This is a genomic window from Sphingomonas sp. A2-49, assembly GCF_025548555.1.
In the GTDB taxonomy this organism is placed as follows: Bacteria; Pseudomonadota; Alphaproteobacteria; order Sphingomonadales; family Sphingomonadaceae; genus Sphingomonas.
Window position 1 is genome coordinate 131,795 of the sequence record NZ_JAJLPA010000002.1, and the last position, 18,400, is coordinate 150,194.

Genomic DNA, 18,400 nt, shown 5'->3' on the forward strand with positions numbered 1-18,400 from the left:
CTTATCACTCCGTCACTGGTGAACCGGGTGGGGCCGGTTGTTTGTTTGAGCGCCGTGCTGCCCGGCGCTCACCGGCACCCAGCACGACCTTGGCGATGGCCGGCAGCACCAGCAGCGTCAGGATGGTGGCGGCGATAAGACCACCGATGACCGTCGTTGCGAGTGGCTTTTGCACTTCGGCACCGGTGCCGTGGGCAAGCGCCATCGGCACGAAGCCGATCGCGGGCACGAAGCCGGTCATAATAACGGCCCGCATCTTCTCGGCCATGCCGTGCCGGATCGCCTCCGCTATCGGCTCCCCATTTTCGCTCCGTTCGCGGATCGCGGACATCACCACGAGGCCGTTCAGGACCGCGACGCCGGCGAGGCAGATGAACCCCACCGCCGCCGACACCGAGAAGTTGATGCCTGTCAGCGCCAGCGTAAACACGCCGCCGGCAAGCCCCAGCGGGACCGCCAGGAATACCGACGCGGCCCTGCCGAACCCGCCAAGCGCCATGTAGAGCAGCCCGAAGATCGCCAGGAAGCAGAGTGGAACGACAATCGACAGCCGCTTGGATGCCGCTGCCAGATTCTCGAACTGACCACCCCATTCAAGGTAATAACCCGCGGGCAGCTTGACCTGTGCGATCTTGGCCTGCGCTTCCTGGACGAACGAACCGGCGTCGCGACCGCCGAGGTTCACCTGGACGACGACGCGGCGCTTACCGTTCTCCCGGCTGATCTGGTTCAGCCCCTCAGTCAGCCGGATTTGTGCGACTTGCGCGAGCGGCACCTGGCCACGCGGCCGACCCTCCACTTCAGGCAGCAGAACGGGAAGCACCCGAATGTCGTCGAGGTTGGCTCGTGTCGCCTCTGGCACGCGCACGGTGACATCGAAACGTCGATCGCCCTCGTACACAAGCCCCGACTCACGGCCACCGAGCCCTGCAGCAACGGTGTCCGCAACGTCACGGACGGTGAGGCCCAGACGGGCGATTGCCGCGCGATCGAGTCTCACGTCAAGCGCCGGCGCGCCACCGACCTGTTCGGCCTTGACGCTGGCTGCGCCGGGTATCGTCTGGAGCACCCGCACCATCTCGTTTGCGGTCAGCGCCATCTTGTCGAGATCATCGCCGTAGAGTTTGATCGCGACATCGCCCCGGACACCGGCGATCAGCTCATTGAAACGGAGCTGGATTGGCTGACTGACCTCATAGAGATTCCCGAGCAGCCCGCCGGTCGCCTTCTCAATCTTGGCGACCACGTCGGCTTTGGTCGTCCCCTCGGCCCACTCCTCCTTCTCCTTAAGGATCACGAACCCGTCGGAGACGTTCGGCGGCATAGGATCGCTTGCGACTTCCGCCGTACCGGTCTTGGAAAACATCAAGGCGACTTCCGGAACCTTCATCACCGCCTCCTCGACCTTTCGTTCCATCGCCAGCGATTGATCGAGGCTGACCGAGGGCACGCGCGTCGATGCGAAGGCGAGATTCTTCTCGTCGAGTTGAGGAATGAACTCCGAGCCCAGCAGCCCAAAGGCGGGAATCGCCGCCAGGAAGAAGGCCAGCCCACCGAGGATGAACGGCCACGGGCGCGCGATCGCCTTGTCGAGCAACGGGAGGTAGCGGTCCTTGGACTTGCGGATCAGCCACACGTCCTTTTCCGCGACCTTGCCCCGGATCATGATCGCGACCAGCGCCGGTACCAAGGTGATTGCAAGGATGAACGCCGCCACCAGTGCGAGCATGATGGTGATCGCCATCGGCGAGAACGTCTTGCCTTCGGTCCCCGTAAACGTCAGCAGCGGAGCAAAGGCGAGCAGGATGATCGCCTGACCATATACGGTCGGCCTGATCATTTCCTGAGCGGCGCGCATCGTCTCCTCAAGCCGCTCCCGGAGCGACAGCAGTCGCCCTTCATGTTCCTGTCGATGCGCCAATCTGGCGAGACAGTTTTCGATGATGATCACCGCGCCATCGACGATCAGACCGAAATCGAGCGCCCCCAGGCTCATCAGGTTTCCGGGGACATTGAACGCATTCATTCCCATGGCCATCATCAGGAATGAGAACGGAATCACCAACGTCGCGATCACCGCGGCGCGCCAGTTGCCGAGCAGCAGGAACAGCGACGCCGCGACCAGGATCGCGCCTTCGGTCAGGTTGCGCTGAACGGTGGCCACCGTGGCCCCGACCAACGCGGCGCGGTTCAGCACCACCTTTACCTCGACGCCCGGCGGCAGCGTCTTTGCTACCTGATCGAGCTTGGCAGTCGCCGCTTCCGCCACAACCCGGCTGTTCTGACCGATCAGCATCAGCACTGTGCCGATGACCGCCTCCCGGCCGTTCATGCTGCCGGCACCCGTCCGCAGATCGCCGCCAACGCGAACGTTGGCGATCTGGCCGATCGTGATCGGCGTCCCGCCCCGTGTTGCGGCGACGGCGTTGCGGATTTCGTCAACGGTACGAACGCGAGAGTCGACGCGCACGAGGTACGCTTCACCACCGCGGTTGTAATAGTTGGCGCCGACCGCAAGATTGGCGTTTTCGAGCGCCTGGCCAAGCTCGCTGTACGAAACGCCGAAAGCGGCGAGCTTCGTCGGATCTGGTTCGACCACGAAGGTCTTGGCATAGCCGCCGATCGAGTCGACCCCGGCAATACCCTTCACTGACCTAAGCTGAGGGCCGATAATCCAGTCTTGGACGGTGCGCAGGTAGCTTGCCTTGGCAATCGCATCGGTCAGCCGCTCGCCCTCAGGCGTCAAATAGCTGCCGTCAGGCTGCCAGCCGGGTTGGCCGGCGACCTTCTTCGCCCCCTTGCCGTCGGGATTGGCATAGCCAACCGTATACATGACGATCTCGCCGAGGCCGGTCGACACCGGTCCAACCTGTGGCTGCACGCCTTCCGGCAGGTTCTCGGTTGCTTGGCGCAGCCGCTCACCGACCTGTTGGCGTGCGAAGTAGAGGTCGGTGCTGTCGGTGAAGATCGCACTGACCTGGCTGAAGCCGTTGCGCGAGATCGAGCGCGTGGTTTCAAGCCCGGGAATGCCTGCAAGCGCGATTTCGACCGGATAGGTGACGAGCTTTTCAATCTCGACCGGCGACAGCCGAGGATCAATCGTGTTGATCTGAACCTGTTTGGTGGTGATGTCGGGCACCGCGTCGATCGGCAGCTTCGAAAGCTGCCATACGCCGAGGCCGGCGATGACGAGGAACAATGCGAGGACCGTCCAGCGGGCGCGGACGGATAGCGCCATGAGGTTGGCAATCATGTTCTATTCTTCCTCGCCCGCGCCCTTGCCGAGTTCGGCCTTGAGCAGGAAGGCGTTCTTGGTTGCGATCTGGCTGCCCGGTGAAAGACCCTTGACGATCTCGACCCGGCCGTTGCTCCGCTGGCCGATCGTGACGCTCTGGGCACGAAAGCCCTTGGCCGTTCGTACGAAGACTACGTCACGGCCCTCAAAGCTTTGCACGGCATCGTCCGGAACCACGATGCTGTTCGAAATATCGCCGCGGCTCGGCAGGAGCCGCACGCGGACTGCTAGCCCGGGCTGGAGCGAGCCTGGCACGTCCAGAACAGCGGTTGCTGAACGAGTTTCGTTATTCAGACCCGGGGTGACCGCCCGAACGCGTCCTTCTACCGTCCGTCCATCGGGCAATTCGACGATCGCCCGATCACCCGGCGACAGGCGCTGCGCGTCAGCGGGGCCGACCGCTGCCTCGATCTGGATCTTGGCTGGATCTGCGACCCGGAAGAGCTCGGTCTCCGGTTGCACGAATGCGCCAAGGCTGACGTTTTCCGCGGTGACACGACCCGTGATTGGGCTAGCGACGATGATGCTGCGACCGTCACGTGCGACGTTCGCAGCGCCAGCAGCCACTTGTGCCCGCCGCGCTTCAGCGGCGGCAGAAGTTGCTTCGGCTTGGGCCTGTTCGAGATCGACCCGCGCCGACACCTTCTGCCGAAAGAGATACTGTTCGCGCGCCAACGCTTTCTGCGCCAGATTCGCCTTCGCCGCTGCCACTGTGCGGTCCGCTGCGAACTGTGCCGCCTCCCGGCTTTCGACCAGCGCGAGGGTCTCGCCTGAACGCACCGGGTCACCGAGGCGCTTGAAGATGCGCGTGACCGCTCCGCCCGCGCGGGCCGTCACAATCGCTTCTCCGGTCGGTGAGGCCGCCACGAGGGCTTGGCTGACGATTTCGGCGCCTAATCCGCCCGGGCGCACAATTTCAGTTATGATGCCGGCCTGCTGCATGCCCTGCGCCGTCATCGCCAGGGTGTCCGGGACCTTTTCCTCGGCAGGCGCGGCGGCTTCAGTCGTGTTGGCGGTCGCCTCGTTGGCTGCCGGGCCGTCCGCGCTACAGCCGGCCAAGCCAATGCCGCCGATCGCAGCGAGAAGCGCTACTCGGGCCGCGCCGCCTAGCAGGCGCTTATCTTGAGGAATCATAGACAATCTCCGAGGGAAGAAGGGCAAGGCAGAGCGGGGCAGGGGAGCCCGTACGCGTCACAGTCAAATGGCCGGCGAGAGGCCGTTCGTTCACCGCGCATTGTCACCGCTCACCAGCGAGGGGCGCGGGCGTGGTCAGTCGCTGCAGTCGCGCCTCTGCATCATGGTAGGCGGCAAGCGCATCGACATAGGATTGCCGGGTCTGGGACAACGTCCGCTCTGCATCGAGCAAGGCGATCTGGTCGAATTTGCCCTGGGAGTAGCCGACGCGCGCGATGCGGGCCGACTCCGCCGCAGCACTCAATGCCGGACCGCCCGTCGCGCGCGCGGTAGCGGCCGCATTCGCCAGTTCGGTTTGCGCACGCGCGATCTCTTGCCGAGTGTCCAGGACCACCAGGTTCCTGAGCGCCTGTGCCTGCGTCTGTTCGGCTCTGGCTTGGCTGACGAAGGCGCGGCCGTTGTTGAAGATCGGTATCGGTATGCTGACACCAATCACTGCGGCGGTATCATTGGTCTGCTCGAGGCGACGCGCTCCCGCACTGATGGTGATATCAGGAACGCGCAACGTGCGGGCCAGTCGAACCTGTGCATCCGCCGTGCGGACGTCCGCCGTAGCGGCCACAAAAGCGAGCGTCCCTTCCACGTCAACCGGTTGCGCCGGGCCGTAGAGGCTTGCCACCTGATCGAACCAGCCGCGGTCCAGCGAGCCGGTGATCGGCGCACCTGTAAGAGCGGCGAGATTGCTGCGTGCCGCCTGTGCCTGACGCGTAGCGCTGTCGGCCGCGACTTGCGCGTTGATGCGAAGTACGTCGGCACGCTGCTGCTCGATGGGCGATGCCGCTCCGGCACGGACCCGCTCGCTCGCGATGCGCAACGCGTTCGCTGCGATGGTGGCCTGCTCCCCAAGAACTTCGGTGCGGCGTTCGGCAGCGGCTGCTTCGACGTAGAGCTGTGTGATCCGAAGCCGCAGATCCGCGATCGCGATGGCCGACTGGATCTCGGCGCGGGTCAACCGTGCGTTGGCAAGCGCAACACGAGCGCTTCTCTTCCCACCGAGCTCGAGCGGCAGCGCCACGCCGACGGTCGTCTCAGAGCTTCGGAGGCCCTTGTAGACGCCAGTACCCGCGACATTTTCGGTGGTCGCCTGGATCTCTGGGTTTGGCCTGAGGCCGGCTACTGATCTTGCCGCCGTCGCAGCGCGTACGCCAGCGGTCGACGCCTCGATGGAAGGGGAGGCAGCTCCGCCCTGAGCAAGGGCTGACTCGAGTGTGACCACGTCGCCGCCAGCAGGCGCCGCCATCGGCACCCCCGACAAGGGCGCCGTCTGCGCATGCGCGATACCCGCGCACGACGCCGCGGCCATAAGGGCCGCGATAAAACGTTGCATGTAGTAAACTCCTGGCGAATCAATCGCGGCCACCTCTAGGCAGCCGTGCGAGACTCATCAGGCGATGGGGGGCCTTAACCCTGGGTCGGTCGGTGCAGATGTTTGACAATCCGCAGCATCGAGAAACCCGACGGTCGACGTGACCAGCGAAGGGTGGACGGTCTTCGTTGCGGTTGGCTCACCGACTTGATGTCCATGGCAACCGCCATGGTGGTGAGCAAACCCCTTTTCGCTATCCGAAGGGACCTGATCGCGATCGCCCGTGCTATGCCCTAGCTCGGTCGCCTCGGCTGTGCTGAGGCAGCGGACCGGCTCCGTCGCATGCAACACGGATCCGAACACTAACGAAAGCCCCGCGACGACAAGCAAAAGCATAAGGCTCACGCGCCGCGCCGCACGCATCCAGCTTCGCCCATTTGGGCCTTCAGCAAAGAGCGCTAGCGACGTCATGTTCGGATCGGAGTACCTCTACCAACTCGTTCGTAAAAGGGTGTATGCACCCTGAAGCGGCTTCAGGGTCAAGCAAAAAGAGCTTGGCTTCGTTGAAAAGCGTCAAAATTGATTGGAGTGGGTAGTGAGGATCGGTGATCTCGCACGCGAGACTGACACGAGGGTGGAAACGATACGCTGGTACGAAAAGGCGGGCTTGTTGCCGCAACCTCCCAGGACGAGCGGAAATTATCGCGTCTACGGGCAAGCGGAGCTTGGCCGCCTGAGCTTCATCAGAAGGGCTCGGGACCTTGGCTTTTCGCTCGATCAGGTGCGGGACCTGCTCGAGCTTGCGAGCAATGGGGAAGGCGCCTGCGACTCGGTTCATGAAAACGCGAGGGCTCACATCGCGGCAATCGACCGGAAGATCACCGACCTCTCGGCACTGCGGCAGGAGCTTTCCAGGATGAGTGCCGCGTGCGAGCGCGGCAGGATGGCCGAATGCCGTATCCTCGACGTGCTGGCTCCTGCGGCGCGCTCTTGCGGATGAAGTGTCCGAGAGGGTCGGTCGAAGGGTGACGTCTCTTCCTGTCGCGAGTGACCGGCTATCACGCGAGCAATGTGCGAATGCGCTTCTGGCCGGCATATGCTAGATAAAGCGTTGGCGGCGAGTTTAACGTGGCGCCTATGCAGCTTCGGGCCCTCAGCTGGGCGAGGTGGAGGAGACTGTCGTGATGCGTCGTTCAACAAAAGTCGGCTTGGCCTCCCTTTACGCTCTCCTTTCCGCATGTCAGCTCGCGTCACCTCGGGCTCGTCCGGCGGTTGGGCCGGTATATGACCATGTACCCTGTAACACCCCCGGCGCACTTCGTGAGCAAGCGATCGATCCGGCAGTCGGGGCCTCCAAGCCCGGCAACGCGAACTCGAAGGCAGCAGCGAGGGAAGAGGAGCGGTGTGTGGTCGAACGACGGTTCGGAAGGAATTAAGTGCGAGCAGCCGCCTGACTGCCTACCGGGATCAGCAATTTAGCTAAAGCCCGGGCGGGCCGAGCCTTGGCGGTGATACCGGATGACCATCGACCGAAGTGGTGCCGCCCTGGCCGGAGAGCGGCGTTACGAGGCACCTTACCAGCGCCATGCAACCATCGCCGAAGGATAAACAGGATGTCGGACAACGAGATTGAGTTCCTGGAGCGAAGGGCATCCGAGGAACTCGATATGGCCCAATGCGCAACGAAAACTGAAGTGGTGGCGGTCCACTGCCGGTTAGCCGACGCCTATCTTGAGCGACTCGCGGCACTGAGAGCGGCTAGCGAGGCAGACACGATCTCGACGATGGTGAAGGTGGGCCGTAAGCGAGGCCTGCAGGCCGCCTTGTTGGTGACGACGATGCTGCGATGATGGACGTCTTTTTGCGGGCGGAGCGTCGGGCGCGGTGGGTCAGGAAGTCGTAGCGGATGTGAGTGGTCATACGAGCAGTCGTATGACTGGTCGTATCGAGGTGATTGCCCGTGTGTCGGGCCGACGCTTCTGGACGGTCGAGCAGAAGCTGGCGATGCTGCGCGACGCGTTTGGCCCTGGCGGGTCGGTACGCGGGGCGATCGAACGCCACGAGGTGTCGAGTGGCCTGCTCTACACCTGGCGCAAGAAGGCGATGTCGGGTCTGCTGTTTGATCCGCCCGTCGAGGTGTTGCCCGCGCCGGAGCAACCCGGCTTCGCCGAGGTGCGCGTCATCGAGCCGTTGGCGCTCGCACCACCTGTACTCGCTGCATCGCCGTCGGTCGCGGAACCAGCGGGCCGCATCGCGATCGAGTTGCCTTGTGGCGTCAAGCTCAGCGTCGATGCCACGGTCGATGCCAACGCGCTCGGCCGCGTGCTGTCGGCACTTCAGCGATGATCGCGCTGCCACCCGCCACGCCGGTATGGCTGGCCTGTGGCGCGACCGATATGAGGAAGGGGATGTGCGGCCTCGCGGTGCTGGCGCAGGAGGTGTTGAAGCAGAAGCCGCATTCCGGCGCGGTCTTCGCCTTCCGGGGCAAGCGCGGCGATCTCGTCAAGCTGCTCTGGTACGATGGTCAGGGCATGTGCCTGTTCTCGAAGCGGATCGACCGCGGCAAGTTCGTGTGGCCGATGACCCAGGTCGGCGTCGCGCACCTCTCCGCGGTTCAGCTCTCGATGCTTCTTGAAGGGGTCGATTGGCGGCGTCCGGAGCGCACTTGGCGGCCCGCGCTCGCGGGCTGATAATCGGCAGGATTCCGCCGTTTTCGTTGGCCCGGTACGGCCCGATCTGATATAAGATCGACGTGTCGGACGAGGCCTTCTCGACCCCCGATCGGGACCAGCGGATCGCCGCCCTCGAGGCGCAACTCGACGCCCGCGACCGCGTCATCGCGATGCTACGCGCGCAACTCGCGCGGCTGCGGCGGATAACCTTCGGCACATCGTCGGAGAAGCTCGCGCAGGAGATCACCCAGCTGGAGCTGGCGCTCGAAGAGTATGAGGCCGAAGCAGCCACCGTCGACGAGCGCACCGTCGATGCCGCTCCCAAGCCTGCGCGCCCATCACCGATCCGGGCGCTGCCCGATCATCTCCCGCGCGAAGACGTCGTCCACGAGCCGGCGACCGGCAACTGCGCGTGTCCCTCATGCGGTGGCGAGCTGCGCCGGCTCGGGCTCGATGCCGACGAGCAGCTCGACGTTGCGCCGGTCAGCTGGCGCGTCGTCCGCAACATCCGTCCCAAGTATAGCTGCCGCGCGTGCGAAGCGATCGTGCAGGCTCCAGCGCCGGTCAAGGCGATCGCGCGCGGCAAGGCGACCTTCGCGACGCTCGCGCACGTCGTCGTCGCCAAGTTCGATCATCACCTGCCGCTTTATCGGCAGGCAGAGATGATGGGGAGCCAAGGCGTCGATATCGACCGGTCGACGCTTGCCGGCTGGGCGGGCCAGGCGGCGCATCTTCTCGATCCGATCGTCCGGCGCATCCGCGATAAAGGTCTTGAGGCGTCGAAGATCCACGCCGACGACACGCCGGTGAAGGTGCTTGCGCCTGGGACCGGCAAGACCGCGACGGGGCGGCTCTGGGCCTATGTCGTCGACGATCGCGCGTCGGGCGCCACATCGCCGCCGCTCGCCTGGTACCGCTTCACGCCCAACCGCGCCGGCATCCACCCCAAGCGCGAGCTCGCTGGCTTCGCCGGATTCCTGCAGGCCGACGCCTATTCCGGGTTCGGCGCGATCTACGCCGGCAACGCCATCGCCGAGGTCGCCTGCTGGGCACACTTCCGGCGCGAGCTGTTCGAGCGCCACAAGCAGCAGAAGACGGCGCTGACCACCGACCTCCTCGACCGGATCGGCCAGCTTTACGCGATCGAGGCTGAGGTACGCGGCGCGCCCGCCGATGTCCGACGATGCATCCGACAGGAACGGTCGCGCCCGCTGGTCACGGCGCTGCGCGCCGCGATGGACGATGCGCTCCGCAAGCTCGGCCCAAAGACCGAGATGGCCAAGGCGATCCGCTATGGCACGAAGCGATGGGACGCGTTCACCCGGTTCCTCGACGATGGCCGCCTCGAGATCGACAACAACATCGCCGAGCGCGCCATCCGCCCCATCGCGATCGGCCGAAAGAACTGGCTGTTCGCCGGCTCACAAACCGGCGGCGAACGCGCCGCCGCCATCTACTCCGTCATCGAAACCGCCAAACTGAACGGCCTCGAGCCCGAAGCCTACATCGCCGACGTCATCGCCAAGATCGCTGCCGACTGGCCGGCCTCGCGCTGGGATGAACTCATGCCATGGAACTGGTCGCCGCCTCCGCCAATGCCCGTCGCACAAGCAGCCTGAACCGCGGCCTTCAGATCACGCTTACGGTGGGCCTTTAGTACATCGCCGTTCCTGGCCGTTGCCGCCCCGACCGGTCAGGTAACCGCGAAGCGCATTGGTGCCTGGTTGGGCTTTAGAGAGTGTGACCCTCGATGCGCGCGCAAATACGCATCACCTGTCATCCTCATCTGGTTCCTCCAGCGTAGCCGGAATATCCGACCACAGCGAGCCCGACGTGCCGTTCACATCGACACCGGGTGGCGCTTCCTTGTCCCAGATAATGCGCCAGCCATAGATTACGCCATCCTCACGCCATGCCGTCGTGACTGGTGTTTTCTTCACGCTGAAGGGGTAATCCGCGAGCGTCATAACGCTAACGCCCAGTGCACTCGCGATATGTTCATCGCGATGATGTTCCATCGCCTCCTCATCGGGACCGCTCATCATATTCTCTTCCTGCTTCAGGCAGTTTTCCAGAGGGAACGGTTAACTGTTGATTTCTGCTGTCCCGAAAGGTGCTCACGCCACTGACCGTTGAGCGGCTGGCGCGGGGCCTCAGATCCAGCCCGCTCGCTTGAAACGGGCATAGAGGATTGTGCAAACCGCAGCTATAACGGCGAGCACCACGAAATAGCCGTATTGCGTTTTCAGTTCGGGCATGTTCTCGAAATTCATGCCGTAAATGCCTGCAATGGCGGTCGGCACCGCCAAGATTGCGGCCCACGCGGCGAGCTGGCGGGTACTCATGCCGGTTCTTTGCTGTTCAAGAAGATTGCTGACCTCGAACACAGATGTGAGAACCTCTCTCAGTCCACCTACAGTCGTCTCGACGCGTCGAATATGATCGAGGACATCCCTGAAGTAAGGAATGGCCTCGGGGTCGATGCAAGGCATGTCGAGGTGGGTGAGCTTGTTTGCAACCTCGCTCATTGGTCCAAGAACCCGCTGAAACCGCATCAGTTCACGTCGCAGATTGAATATGCGACTGATCTCGGTTCGCTCGAGGAAAGCGTCAAGTGCGCGCTGTTCCATGGATGCGACGTCTTCCTCTATCTCCTCAACAATTGGTAAATATCCATCCACGATGAAGTCGATGATCGCATGCAGTACGTAATCCACGCCGTGAGCGAGCAGTGATGGCGCCGCTTCAAGCTGATGGCGCAGGCTACTGTGAGAGCGAGCGGAGCCATGGCGCACCGTAATGATATGACTGCGGCCAACGAAAATAGCGGTCTCGCCATAGGCGATTACCTGATCTTCAAGCCGGGCCGTCAGAGCAACCACGAACAGCTGGTCGCCGTAAACATCGACCTTTGGGTGCTGATGGGCCTTCAGCGCGTCCTCAACGGCAAGTGGATGCAAGCCATAATGCTCTTGTAGGGCTCGCAACTCCTCCTCCGACGGCTCCACAAGACCGATCCAGACGAACTCGGCCTTGTCATCCGAGCAGAATGTAGGCTCGTCTATGGCGACCGCTCGGACCCGTTGTCCGTGGCGGTACAAGGCAGCGGAAACGAGGCTCATCGGCAGTTCTCTGCGAAAGAAGGAGGCCGGCCTCGATCAGGCCTAGCCTCGTGCGTGTCTTGCCTGCCCAGAGCGCCGAAGTCCAAGGACGAATCGGAGGATCGCTGTGCAACCACCATCACCTGACACAGGGGGCCAAGGTGACAACACTCACCGCAAGCAGCGACGAGGCTCGCGGCGGGGCGGGCGCGCCGGCTTCGAAGATGTTCAAGAGCGTGCTCCGCGGCCGAGACGATGCCTAGTAGGCACGGAGCCGCCGCCGCAACTCTGCGATCTCGCAGGTCGCCGTACCCTGTCCCGCCAAGCCCGCTCACTAAACTTCAGAGTCGGTCCTTGAGCGCCTTGGCGGCCGCGAACGTCAGCTTTTTCGACGCCGCGATCGTGATGACTTCCCCGGAAGCCGGATTACGACCACTGCGTTCGGGAGACTCCTTCACCTTGAACTTGCCAAAGCCCGGCAAGTTGACCTCCTCGCCTCGCGCAGCCGCTTGAGCAATAGCCTCCAGCGCGGCGTCGAGCAGCTCACGGACCTGCTTTTCCGTCATGCCATGCTGGCCTGCGATCTGTTTCGCGAGTTCCTTGGCGTTCATGTGTCGTTGTCCCCAATCTGGTGAAGACCGTGATAGCCGCAGAGCGGGCGTGGGCCAATGCTATCGTTCGCTCGCATCGCCGGGCTGCAACTTAGGGCCGCGGCAATCCCGGATCCGCGCTGCTGCTGAGCAAAGCCCGAGCAATCCTGAGTGCGCAAATCTTGTCCGGGCGTTCGGGCGCAAATCTCTCTCAGCCCAATGCCGAACGTTCGCGCTGCACGTCGGTTCAGATCTCGCGTACCGGCGCGAACAGCTTACCGATGCTTGGGTCGCGACCATCAGCGATGCACCGTACCAATTCTGGAACGAATATCGGGGCATCCGGTCCGATGACCATTTTTCGATCTCCTCGGCCGTCGAACTAGGCGGCAAGCATGAAGGCTTAATGCCTCAAGCCCTTGTCCGCTCCGAGGTACGCCTTCGCACCACCGGGCTAAAATATCGTCACAACAACCATGACGACGCCATCGTGAATTTCATCAGGTAGATCGCCGCCGCCGCTGAGGCCGAGCCGCTTGCGGATGTCTGCGGCCAGGTTCATGCGCCCATTCAGCGTGATGTCCACCGGAATAGTCATGATGGCGGCGTGATCCTGCAAGTGCAATCGCACCTGACTGCCAATCCAGCCGGAACTCGGCGTCATTAACCCATCTAAATCGGTTGAGGCCTGTCTCATCTCTGATCGATGCTCGACCGATCAGTGGCGCAATAGAGATCATGCAGCGTTTCAATCACCTTCGCCGCCTCCGGGCTGGCCAACGAGTAGTAGATCGACTGCCCATCTCGACGCGCGCGGACAAGGCCGTCTTTACGTAACAACGTCAGCTGCTGCGAGACGGCGGTGTCGCGGGAATCGATAAGCCGCGCCAACTCTCCGACCGATTTCTCCCCGTCATTCATATGACACAGAAGCAGCAGGCGGTTGCGGTTGGCCATTGCTTTGAGCAGGTCGGTGGCCTGCTCAACTGCAAGCAGCATAATTTTCATGTCCATGCGCTCGAAGGTTTGCAGATTTTGCAGTCACTCACAATCCATTGTCTCGATATAGTCGATATTGCGCATATGCGCATCTCTCGATATGATGAGGAACGATGCCGCGCGGTGACGGCGACCGACCACTGTGGAGAGAACTATGCGAGTATCAATTCAGGATGTAACGACGAGCGGACGGCTTGCGGTCGCCGCGGGGTTGCTCGCTATCAGCGTCGGTAGCGCCGCTTATGCGCAGCCGCAATCATCAACGCTGTCCACGAGCGCGAGGCGAGCGACTAAAACTGCCGGCTCACCGTCAGCGCCCAAGTTGTCGATCGAGGCGATTATTGCCCGCGTTAAAGCTCAAGGTTTTACTGACATCGAGGAAATAGAACGTGAAGCAGAGGCTTGGGAGGTCTGCGCGAAGGACGCCAAGGGGCAGAAAGTCGAACTTAAGGTGAACGCCTCAACTGGCACCGTGGAAAGCGTCGAACTGGAAGACGATTGAGTTTTCGGGCATTGTTACCGTCCGACTACGCTATGCCCGGCCAAGGATTGCTTGGCGGGATCATGATCGGCCTGGCAGCCGCGGGGATGCTGCTGGGCGCCGGCCGGATCGCGGGCGTCAGCGGGATGGCCGCGCGGGCGAGCGGTATCTCCGGCAAGGGAACTCCGCGCATCATTGCGGTGGCCTTCGTAATCGGATTACCGCTCGGCACTCTGCTGGTCGCGGCCGTCGCGGGGCCGGTCGAAACCCGTTTTCCTTCATCGATACTGACGCTGCTTGTCGGCGGATTCGTCGTCGGCGTCGGCACGCGCATGAGTTCGGGCTGCACGAGCGGTCACGGGGTGTGCGGGGTTTCGCGCCTGTCACCGCGTTCGCTGGCCGCCACCGCCACGTTCATGCTCGCCGGGATCGTCACCGTCACCGCGATGAACGCTTGGGGAGTGACGTGGTGAACCGCGCCTCCTGGATCGCGCTGCTGTCCGGCCTCCTGTTCGGAGCCGGGCTTGCCGTCTCGGGCATGGCGGACCCGTCGCGCGTACGCGCCTTTCTCGACGTGACGGGCCGCTGGGACCCGACGCTCGGCTTCGTCATGGGCGGCGCGATGCTGCCGATGATCGTCGCGTGGCGGATCAAGGCGCGCCTCGATCGGCCGCTGGTCGGAGACGGCTTTCATGTTCCCGCGACGATCGCGATCGACCGCAAGCTGATCGGCGGTGGGGCGCTGTTCGGCGTCGGCTGGGGCATCGCGGGTCTGTGCCCGGGGCCCGCGATCGCCGATCTGGCCGTGCGCCCGCTCCCAGCCGCCATCTTCGTCGCGGCGATGCTCGGCGGCATGGCCGTCAACCGGATGATCTTTTCCCGAAAACCCAAGGAGCCCGCCCATGCCGTTCAACACGCTTGACGCCAACCTGTCCGCGTCGCCGCAGCTGACACCCGACGACGTCGACGCAGCCGCCGCGCAAGGCTTCCGCACGATCATCGACCTGCGTCCTGACGGTGAGGAACCCGGCCAACCCGCCGCCGCGATCATCAAGGCCGCCGCGCGCGAACACGGCCTTGCCTTTGTTCATATCCCGGTCGCCTCCGGTCAGGTCAGCGACACCCAGGTCGACGCCATGACCCGCGCCTTGGGGGAACAGCCCGGCCCCGCGCTTGGCTACTGCCGTACCGGCGCGTCGCGACCTTGTGGGCGCTCGGGCATGCCGGAAACATTGATGCAGACACGCTCGTGACCATTGCCCGCGATGCCGGTTACGACCTGGAAAAGCTGCGTCCGCGCCTGCAATCCGCCTGATGCTCGAGCCGGTTCAATATGTGTTGGGCGCGGGATCGGGCGCGCTTGTCGGCTTCGTGCTGGGCCTCGTCGGCGGGGGCGGGTCGATCCTGGCTGTGCCGCTGATGGTCTATTTCGTCGGCGTGCCCAATCCGCATCTTGCGATCGGCACCAGCGCCTTCGCGGTCGCCGCCAACGCCGCGATGGGGGTGGTCAGCCATGCCCGCGCGGGCACGGTAAAGTGGCGCTGCGCCCTCATGTTCGCGGGCGCGGGGGTCGCCGGCGCGTTCGCCGGTTCGACCGCCGGCAAGGCGTTCGACGGGCAGAAGCTGCTGTTCCTGTTCGCCATCGTCATGGTGATCGTCGGCGTGGCGATGCTCAAAGGCGAGAGCGCCGGCAATCCTGACGCGGAATGCAACGCGCGCAACGCTCCCAAGGTACTGAGCGCAGGCCTGGGCACGGGCGCGTTCTCCGGCTTCTTCGGGATCGGCGGCGGGTTCCTGATCGTGCCCGGGCTTATGATGTCGACCGGAATGCCTATCATCAATGCGGTCGGCTCGTCGCTCGTCGCGGTCACTGCGTTCGGGCTGACGACCGCGTTCAACTACGCGTTGTCGGGTCTTGTCGACTGGCCGCTGGCGTTCGTCTTCATCGCAGGCGGTGCCCTCGGCGGTGCGCTTGGAGCGAGGCTCGCCAAGCGGCTGTCCGGAACCACCGGACGGCTGACGACGATCTTCGCCATCCTGATCTTCGCGGTGGCCGGATACATGCTCTGGAAGAGCGCGGCCGCCTTCGCCTGAATGATTTACGGTAATAGCTGGAGACGAAAAGATGGAAATATTTGATCGAGAAAAGGCCACCGTGGCTTCGTTGTACGACAAGAAGACGGGTAGCTTTCAGTACATCATCACCGACAAGGCGACCCGCTCGGCCGCCATCGTCGATCCCGTTCTCGACTTCGACGAAAAGGCGGCGGCGACGAGCACGCGCAACGCCGACGAGATCGTGCGCTATATCGAGACCGAGCGTCTCAAGGTCGAATGGATCCTCGACACCCACCCGCATGCCGACCACTTTTCGGCCGCGCCATACTTGGCCGAGAAGTTCGGCGCGCCCCGTGCGATCGGAGAGAAGGTCGTCGGGGTCCAGAAGCTTTGGAAAGACATATATTGCCTGCCCGGTTTCCCGACCGACGGCAGCCAGTGGGACCGGCTGTTCGCCGCAGGCGACACGTTGCGCATCGGCGAGCTCGAAGGCCGGGTGCTGTTTTCCCCCGGTCATACGCTCGCCTCGATCAGCTACGTCTTCGACGACGTCGCGTTCGTGCACGACACGCTTATGGTCCCCGACTCCGGCACTTCGCGTGCAGATTTTCCCGGCGGCGATGCGCATGCTCTGTACCGCAGCATCCGCGAAATCCTTGACCTGCCCGGCGACACCGCGACGTTCGTCGGCCACGATTACGGCAAGGACGGCCGCGAACCGACGTGCATAGCGACGGTCGCGCAACATCGCGCCAATAATATTCATGTAAAAGACGGCATCGGCGAGGAAGAGTTCGTCCTTATCCGAAACGAGCGCGACGCGAAGCTACCGCTCCCCGACCTCATGCTAGCCGCGCTTCAGGTCAACATCCGGGGTGGCAGTCTGCCCGATCCTGAATGCAACGGCCGGTCGTTCCTCAAGGTGCCGCTCAACTATTTCGAGCCGGTTGCCGAGGTCCCCTAAGACCCTGGCGCGAGCTTCATCGTGCATCGCACCGTGTCTCGCGCGCACGTTGCTGCCTCATGAGTCCTTCAATCTCCGCGCAGTTAATGCTCACGATCTGTCGTCGGCGAGGATCGTGCGGAACTGCCTCGGGTCGGCGCTCCGTATCATCCGCTGCCCAGCAGTCCAGAAAGCATTTCCAGGGTTCGCGCTACCATGCAGTCGCGCCATCGCAAGTTAGCCGGCGCAGCCTCGCGGCCAACAAGGCCGGCAGACTCGAGGATGCCGACGTCTAATGATGCCAAGCAGAAATACCGAGCGGTTGTTCCGCTCGTGTTTGCTCGTGCCAATCCAGCAAGCGCGAAGTTCGGCCATGACGCGCGCCTTGTCCTCGCCGCATCGGCAAGCGCCGCCCAATCTTCACGCCGAGCGGGGTTGCCGATCGACTAAATATTTTCGGGCAGATCCGCCACGTGGTCCAGCTAGCGCCGCTCCTCGCGCGCCGTCATCGTCGGCCAGGGGCAATCAATGTCGCGCGGCGGACACGCTCGCGGCCAAGACGGATATTTATAAGTCAGGACGACGTTCGCCAGAGCTAGGTGGCCAGCATCCCGATGCGAGTGTCCGCATTCCTCAAGGGAGACCTAATAGCGGTGCCAGCGAACCTCGTCTGCGTGTGAACGGGCGCCTTTCGGTGTGCCACGTGGCACCCCATGCAAGGATCGTGACCCGGATGGGACGAGACGCCGGAAGGCGTCTCGGTCGGCGCCGGTAGGCGGCGATAGAGCCGTGCCCGACGTAACGCACCCCGGTTGCACTTGCACGACAGAAACCCCATCTTGACACTATGCTGGATAGTGCTCGGCAAATTGTTGGGGTTGAACGATGAGCGCGGTCGCACGGATTCGAGAGCTTTTGGGCGGTGAGGTCATTACCGGCCCACTCAACAACGAGCGCGACATCGTGCGCTTGATCCGGCGCGGGGTGCCGACCCAGGCGGTCGATCACTTTCTGAGCGTGGCCCGCCTCTCGTTCAACGCAATCGACCCACAAATCCTAAATCGGCGCACGTTCAAACGGCGCCAGCTAAGTGCCGAGCCGCTGGACCAGGCGGAGTCGGATCGGTTGCTACGTATGGTCGGCGTGGTTGCAACCGCAGAGGAGACCTTCGCCGACAGCGAGAAGGCGCATATCTGGCTCAACCGTGAGAACCGCACATTGGACGGGGAAACCCCGTTGGGGATGGCAGATACGGATCAGGGCGCGCGCGCCGTAGAGGCGTTGCTGGGACGGATTGCGCACGGCATCGCTGCGTGATCGCCTATCGATTGTGCAAGGCCGTCCACAGTGCGTTGGACGGCAAGGGCGCGCGGTTATGGGGCGGCCGCTAGAACTCGGCGGGGCGGCCGATGGTATATGCGGCCGCCAGCCCCAGCCTTGCGGTGCTGGAAGTGCTGGTGCATCTCGATCTGCCGGCCGAGCTGCTGCCCGACGACCTCCGGATGTTGACGATCGAAATCCCCGACGACGTGGCGATGCACACGCTCGATCCGAGTCCGACCGGGGATGACGAATGCCGGGCTGCCGGCGATGCTTTCCTTGATGCAGGCGATGCGGCCGCAATTCTGGTTGCAAGCGTGATGGTGCCGCAGGAACGCAATGTGCTGCTCAATGTGCGCCATGCCGACATGGCGCGGGTGACGATCCAGCACAGGGCGCCGTTCCAATTCGATCGGCGCCTCTTGTCCTGATGGGCGTCGA

At 63.4% G+C, this 18,400-nt stretch carries 20 protein-coding genes and 1 pseudogene; 13 read left to right on the forward strand and 8 right to left on the reverse strand.

Annotated features, from left to right (window positions below; translation table 11 throughout):
• Positions 1-4: 4 nt before the first annotated feature.
• The 3 genes from LPN01_RS04610 to LPN01_RS04620 all read right to left on the reverse strand — a co-directional run bounded on the left by LPN01_RS04610 (position 5) and on the right by LPN01_RS04620 (position 5,816).
• On the reverse strand, positions 5-3,253 hold the full coding sequence (locus tag LPN01_RS04610; RefSeq protein ID WP_262827184.1) for an efflux RND transporter permease subunit: 3,249 nt from the start codon (positions 3,251-3,253) through the stop codon (positions 5-7).
• A gap of 3 nt (positions 3,254-3,256) precedes the next feature.
• Entirely contained in the window at positions 3,257-4,429 is a 1,173-nt protein-coding gene (locus LPN01_RS04615; protein WP_262827185.1) for an efflux RND transporter periplasmic adaptor subunit, read from the reverse strand.
• A gap of 103 nt (positions 4,430-4,532) precedes the next feature.
• Complete coding sequence (locus LPN01_RS04620; protein ID WP_262827186.1) at positions 4,533-5,816, reverse strand: TolC family protein; 1,284 nt, start codon at positions 5,814-5,816, stop codon at positions 4,533-4,535.
• 574 nt (positions 5,817-6,390) lie between these two features.
• Between LPN01_RS04620 and LPN01_RS04625 the strand changes: the two genes are divergently transcribed.
• The 5 genes from LPN01_RS04625 (at position 6,391) to tnpC (ending at position 10,086) form a co-directional block, all read left to right on the forward strand.
• Complete coding sequence (locus LPN01_RS04625; protein ID WP_262827187.1) at positions 6,391-6,795, forward strand: MerR family transcriptional regulator; 405 nt, start codon at positions 6,391-6,393, stop codon at positions 6,793-6,795.
• A gap of 613 nt (positions 6,796-7,408) precedes the next feature.
• Positions 7,409-7,645 (forward strand): hypothetical protein, encoded by a 237-nt coding sequence (locus LPN01_RS04630; RefSeq protein WP_262827188.1) that lies wholly within the window; start codon positions 7,409-7,411, stop codon positions 7,643-7,645.
• A gap of 82 nt (positions 7,646-7,727) precedes the next feature.
• Positions 7,728-8,141, forward strand: coding sequence for an IS66-like element accessory protein TnpA (gene tnpA / locus LPN01_RS04635; protein ID WP_262827189.1), 414 nt, complete (start codon positions 7,728-7,730; stop codon positions 8,139-8,141).
• Positions 8,138-8,485, forward strand: coding sequence for an IS66 family insertion sequence element accessory protein TnpB (gene tnpB / locus LPN01_RS04640; RefSeq protein WP_262827190.1), 348 nt, complete (start codon positions 8,138-8,140; stop codon positions 8,483-8,485). The genes tnpA and tnpB overlap by 4 nt, the downstream gene beginning before the upstream one ends.
• A 62-nt stretch (positions 8,486-8,547) precedes the next feature.
• Positions 8,548-10,086 carry an IS66 family transposase gene (tnpC, locus tag LPN01_RS04645; RefSeq protein WP_410482792.1) on the forward strand — a complete coding sequence of 513 codons (1,539 nt, stop codon included), beginning with the start codon at positions 8,548-8,550 and terminating at the stop codon, positions 10,084-10,086.
• A gap of 150 nt (positions 10,087-10,236) precedes the next feature.
• Here tnpC and LPN01_RS04650 read toward each other — a convergent pair whose 3' ends face one another.
• The 5 genes from LPN01_RS04650 to LPN01_RS04670 form a co-directional block, all read right to left on the reverse strand.
• Positions 10,237-10,512, reverse strand: a complete 276-nt coding sequence (locus LPN01_RS04650; protein ID WP_262827191.1) for a hypothetical protein — start codon at positions 10,510-10,512, stop codon at positions 10,237-10,239.
• Positions 10,513-10,620: 108 nt separating this feature from the next.
• Complete coding sequence (locus tag LPN01_RS04655) at positions 10,621-11,589, reverse strand: magnesium and cobalt transport protein CorA (RefSeq protein WP_262827192.1); 969 nt, start codon at positions 11,587-11,589, stop codon at positions 10,621-10,623.
• 320 nt (positions 11,590-11,909) lie between these two features.
• Complete coding sequence (locus LPN01_RS04660; protein WP_262827193.1) at positions 11,910-12,179, reverse strand: HU family DNA-binding protein; 270 nt, start codon at positions 12,177-12,179, stop codon at positions 11,910-11,912.
• Between the two features lie 433 nt (positions 12,180-12,612).
• Entirely contained in the window at positions 12,613-12,822 is a 210-nt protein-coding gene (locus LPN01_RS19060) for a hypothetical protein (RefSeq protein WP_316746861.1), read from the reverse strand.
• A 29-nt stretch (positions 12,823-12,851) separates the two neighbouring features.
• Positions 12,852-13,166 carry an ArsR/SmtB family transcription factor gene (locus LPN01_RS04670; protein ID WP_262827194.1) on the reverse strand — a complete coding sequence of 105 codons (315 nt, stop codon included), beginning with the start codon at positions 13,164-13,166 and terminating at the stop codon, positions 12,852-12,854.
• Positions 13,167-13,311: 145 nt separating this feature from the next.
• On the opposite strand from LPN01_RS04670, the gene LPN01_RS04675 reads away from it, so the two are divergent.
• The 8 genes and pseudogenes from LPN01_RS04675 to LPN01_RS04710 form a co-directional block, all read left to right on the forward strand.
• Positions 13,312-13,659 (forward strand): PepSY domain-containing protein, encoded by a 348-nt coding sequence (locus LPN01_RS04675; RefSeq protein WP_262827195.1) that lies wholly within the window; start codon positions 13,312-13,314, stop codon positions 13,657-13,659.
• A gap of 32 nt (positions 13,660-13,691) precedes the next feature.
• Positions 13,692-14,111 carry a YeeE/YedE family protein gene (locus LPN01_RS04680; RefSeq protein WP_410482798.1) on the forward strand — a complete coding sequence of 140 codons (420 nt, stop codon included), beginning with the start codon at positions 13,692-13,694 and terminating at the stop codon, positions 14,109-14,111.
• Positions 14,108-14,560, forward strand: coding sequence for a DUF6691 family protein (locus LPN01_RS04685; protein WP_410482793.1), 453 nt, complete (start codon positions 14,108-14,110; stop codon positions 14,558-14,560). Before LPN01_RS04680 ends, LPN01_RS04685 begins: the two co-directional genes overlap by 4 nt.
• Positions 14,541-14,891 carry a TIGR01244 family sulfur transferase gene (locus LPN01_RS04690; RefSeq protein ID WP_262827198.1) on the forward strand — a complete coding sequence of 117 codons (351 nt, stop codon included), beginning with the start codon at positions 14,541-14,543 and terminating at the stop codon, positions 14,889-14,891. Before LPN01_RS04685 ends, LPN01_RS04690 begins: the two co-directional genes overlap by 20 nt.
• A 61-nt stretch (positions 14,892-14,952) precedes the next feature.
• A complete protein-coding gene (locus LPN01_RS04695; RefSeq protein WP_262827199.1) occupies positions 14,953-15,732 on the forward strand; it encodes a sulfite exporter TauE/SafE family protein in 780 nt (259 codons plus the stop codon).
• Positions 15,733-15,763: 31 nt separating this feature from the next.
• Positions 15,764-16,660 carry an MBL fold metallo-hydrolase gene (locus tag LPN01_RS04700; RefSeq protein WP_262827200.1) on the forward strand — a complete coding sequence of 299 codons (897 nt, stop codon included), beginning with the start codon at positions 15,764-15,766 and terminating at the stop codon, positions 16,658-16,660.
• An 864-nt stretch (positions 16,661-17,524) separates the two neighbouring features.
• Positions 17,525-17,956: an antitoxin Xre/MbcA/ParS toxin-binding domain-containing protein gene (locus LPN01_RS04705; protein ID WP_262827201.1), complete on the forward strand. Its 432-nt coding sequence runs from the start codon at positions 17,525-17,527 to the stop codon at positions 17,954-17,956.
• A gap of 86 nt (positions 17,957-18,042) precedes the next feature.
• A pseudogene (locus LPN01_RS04710) lies at positions 18,043-18,390 on the forward strand (RES family NAD+ phosphorylase); the annotation flags it as partial.
• Between the last annotated feature and the right edge of the window lie 10 nt (positions 18,391-18,400).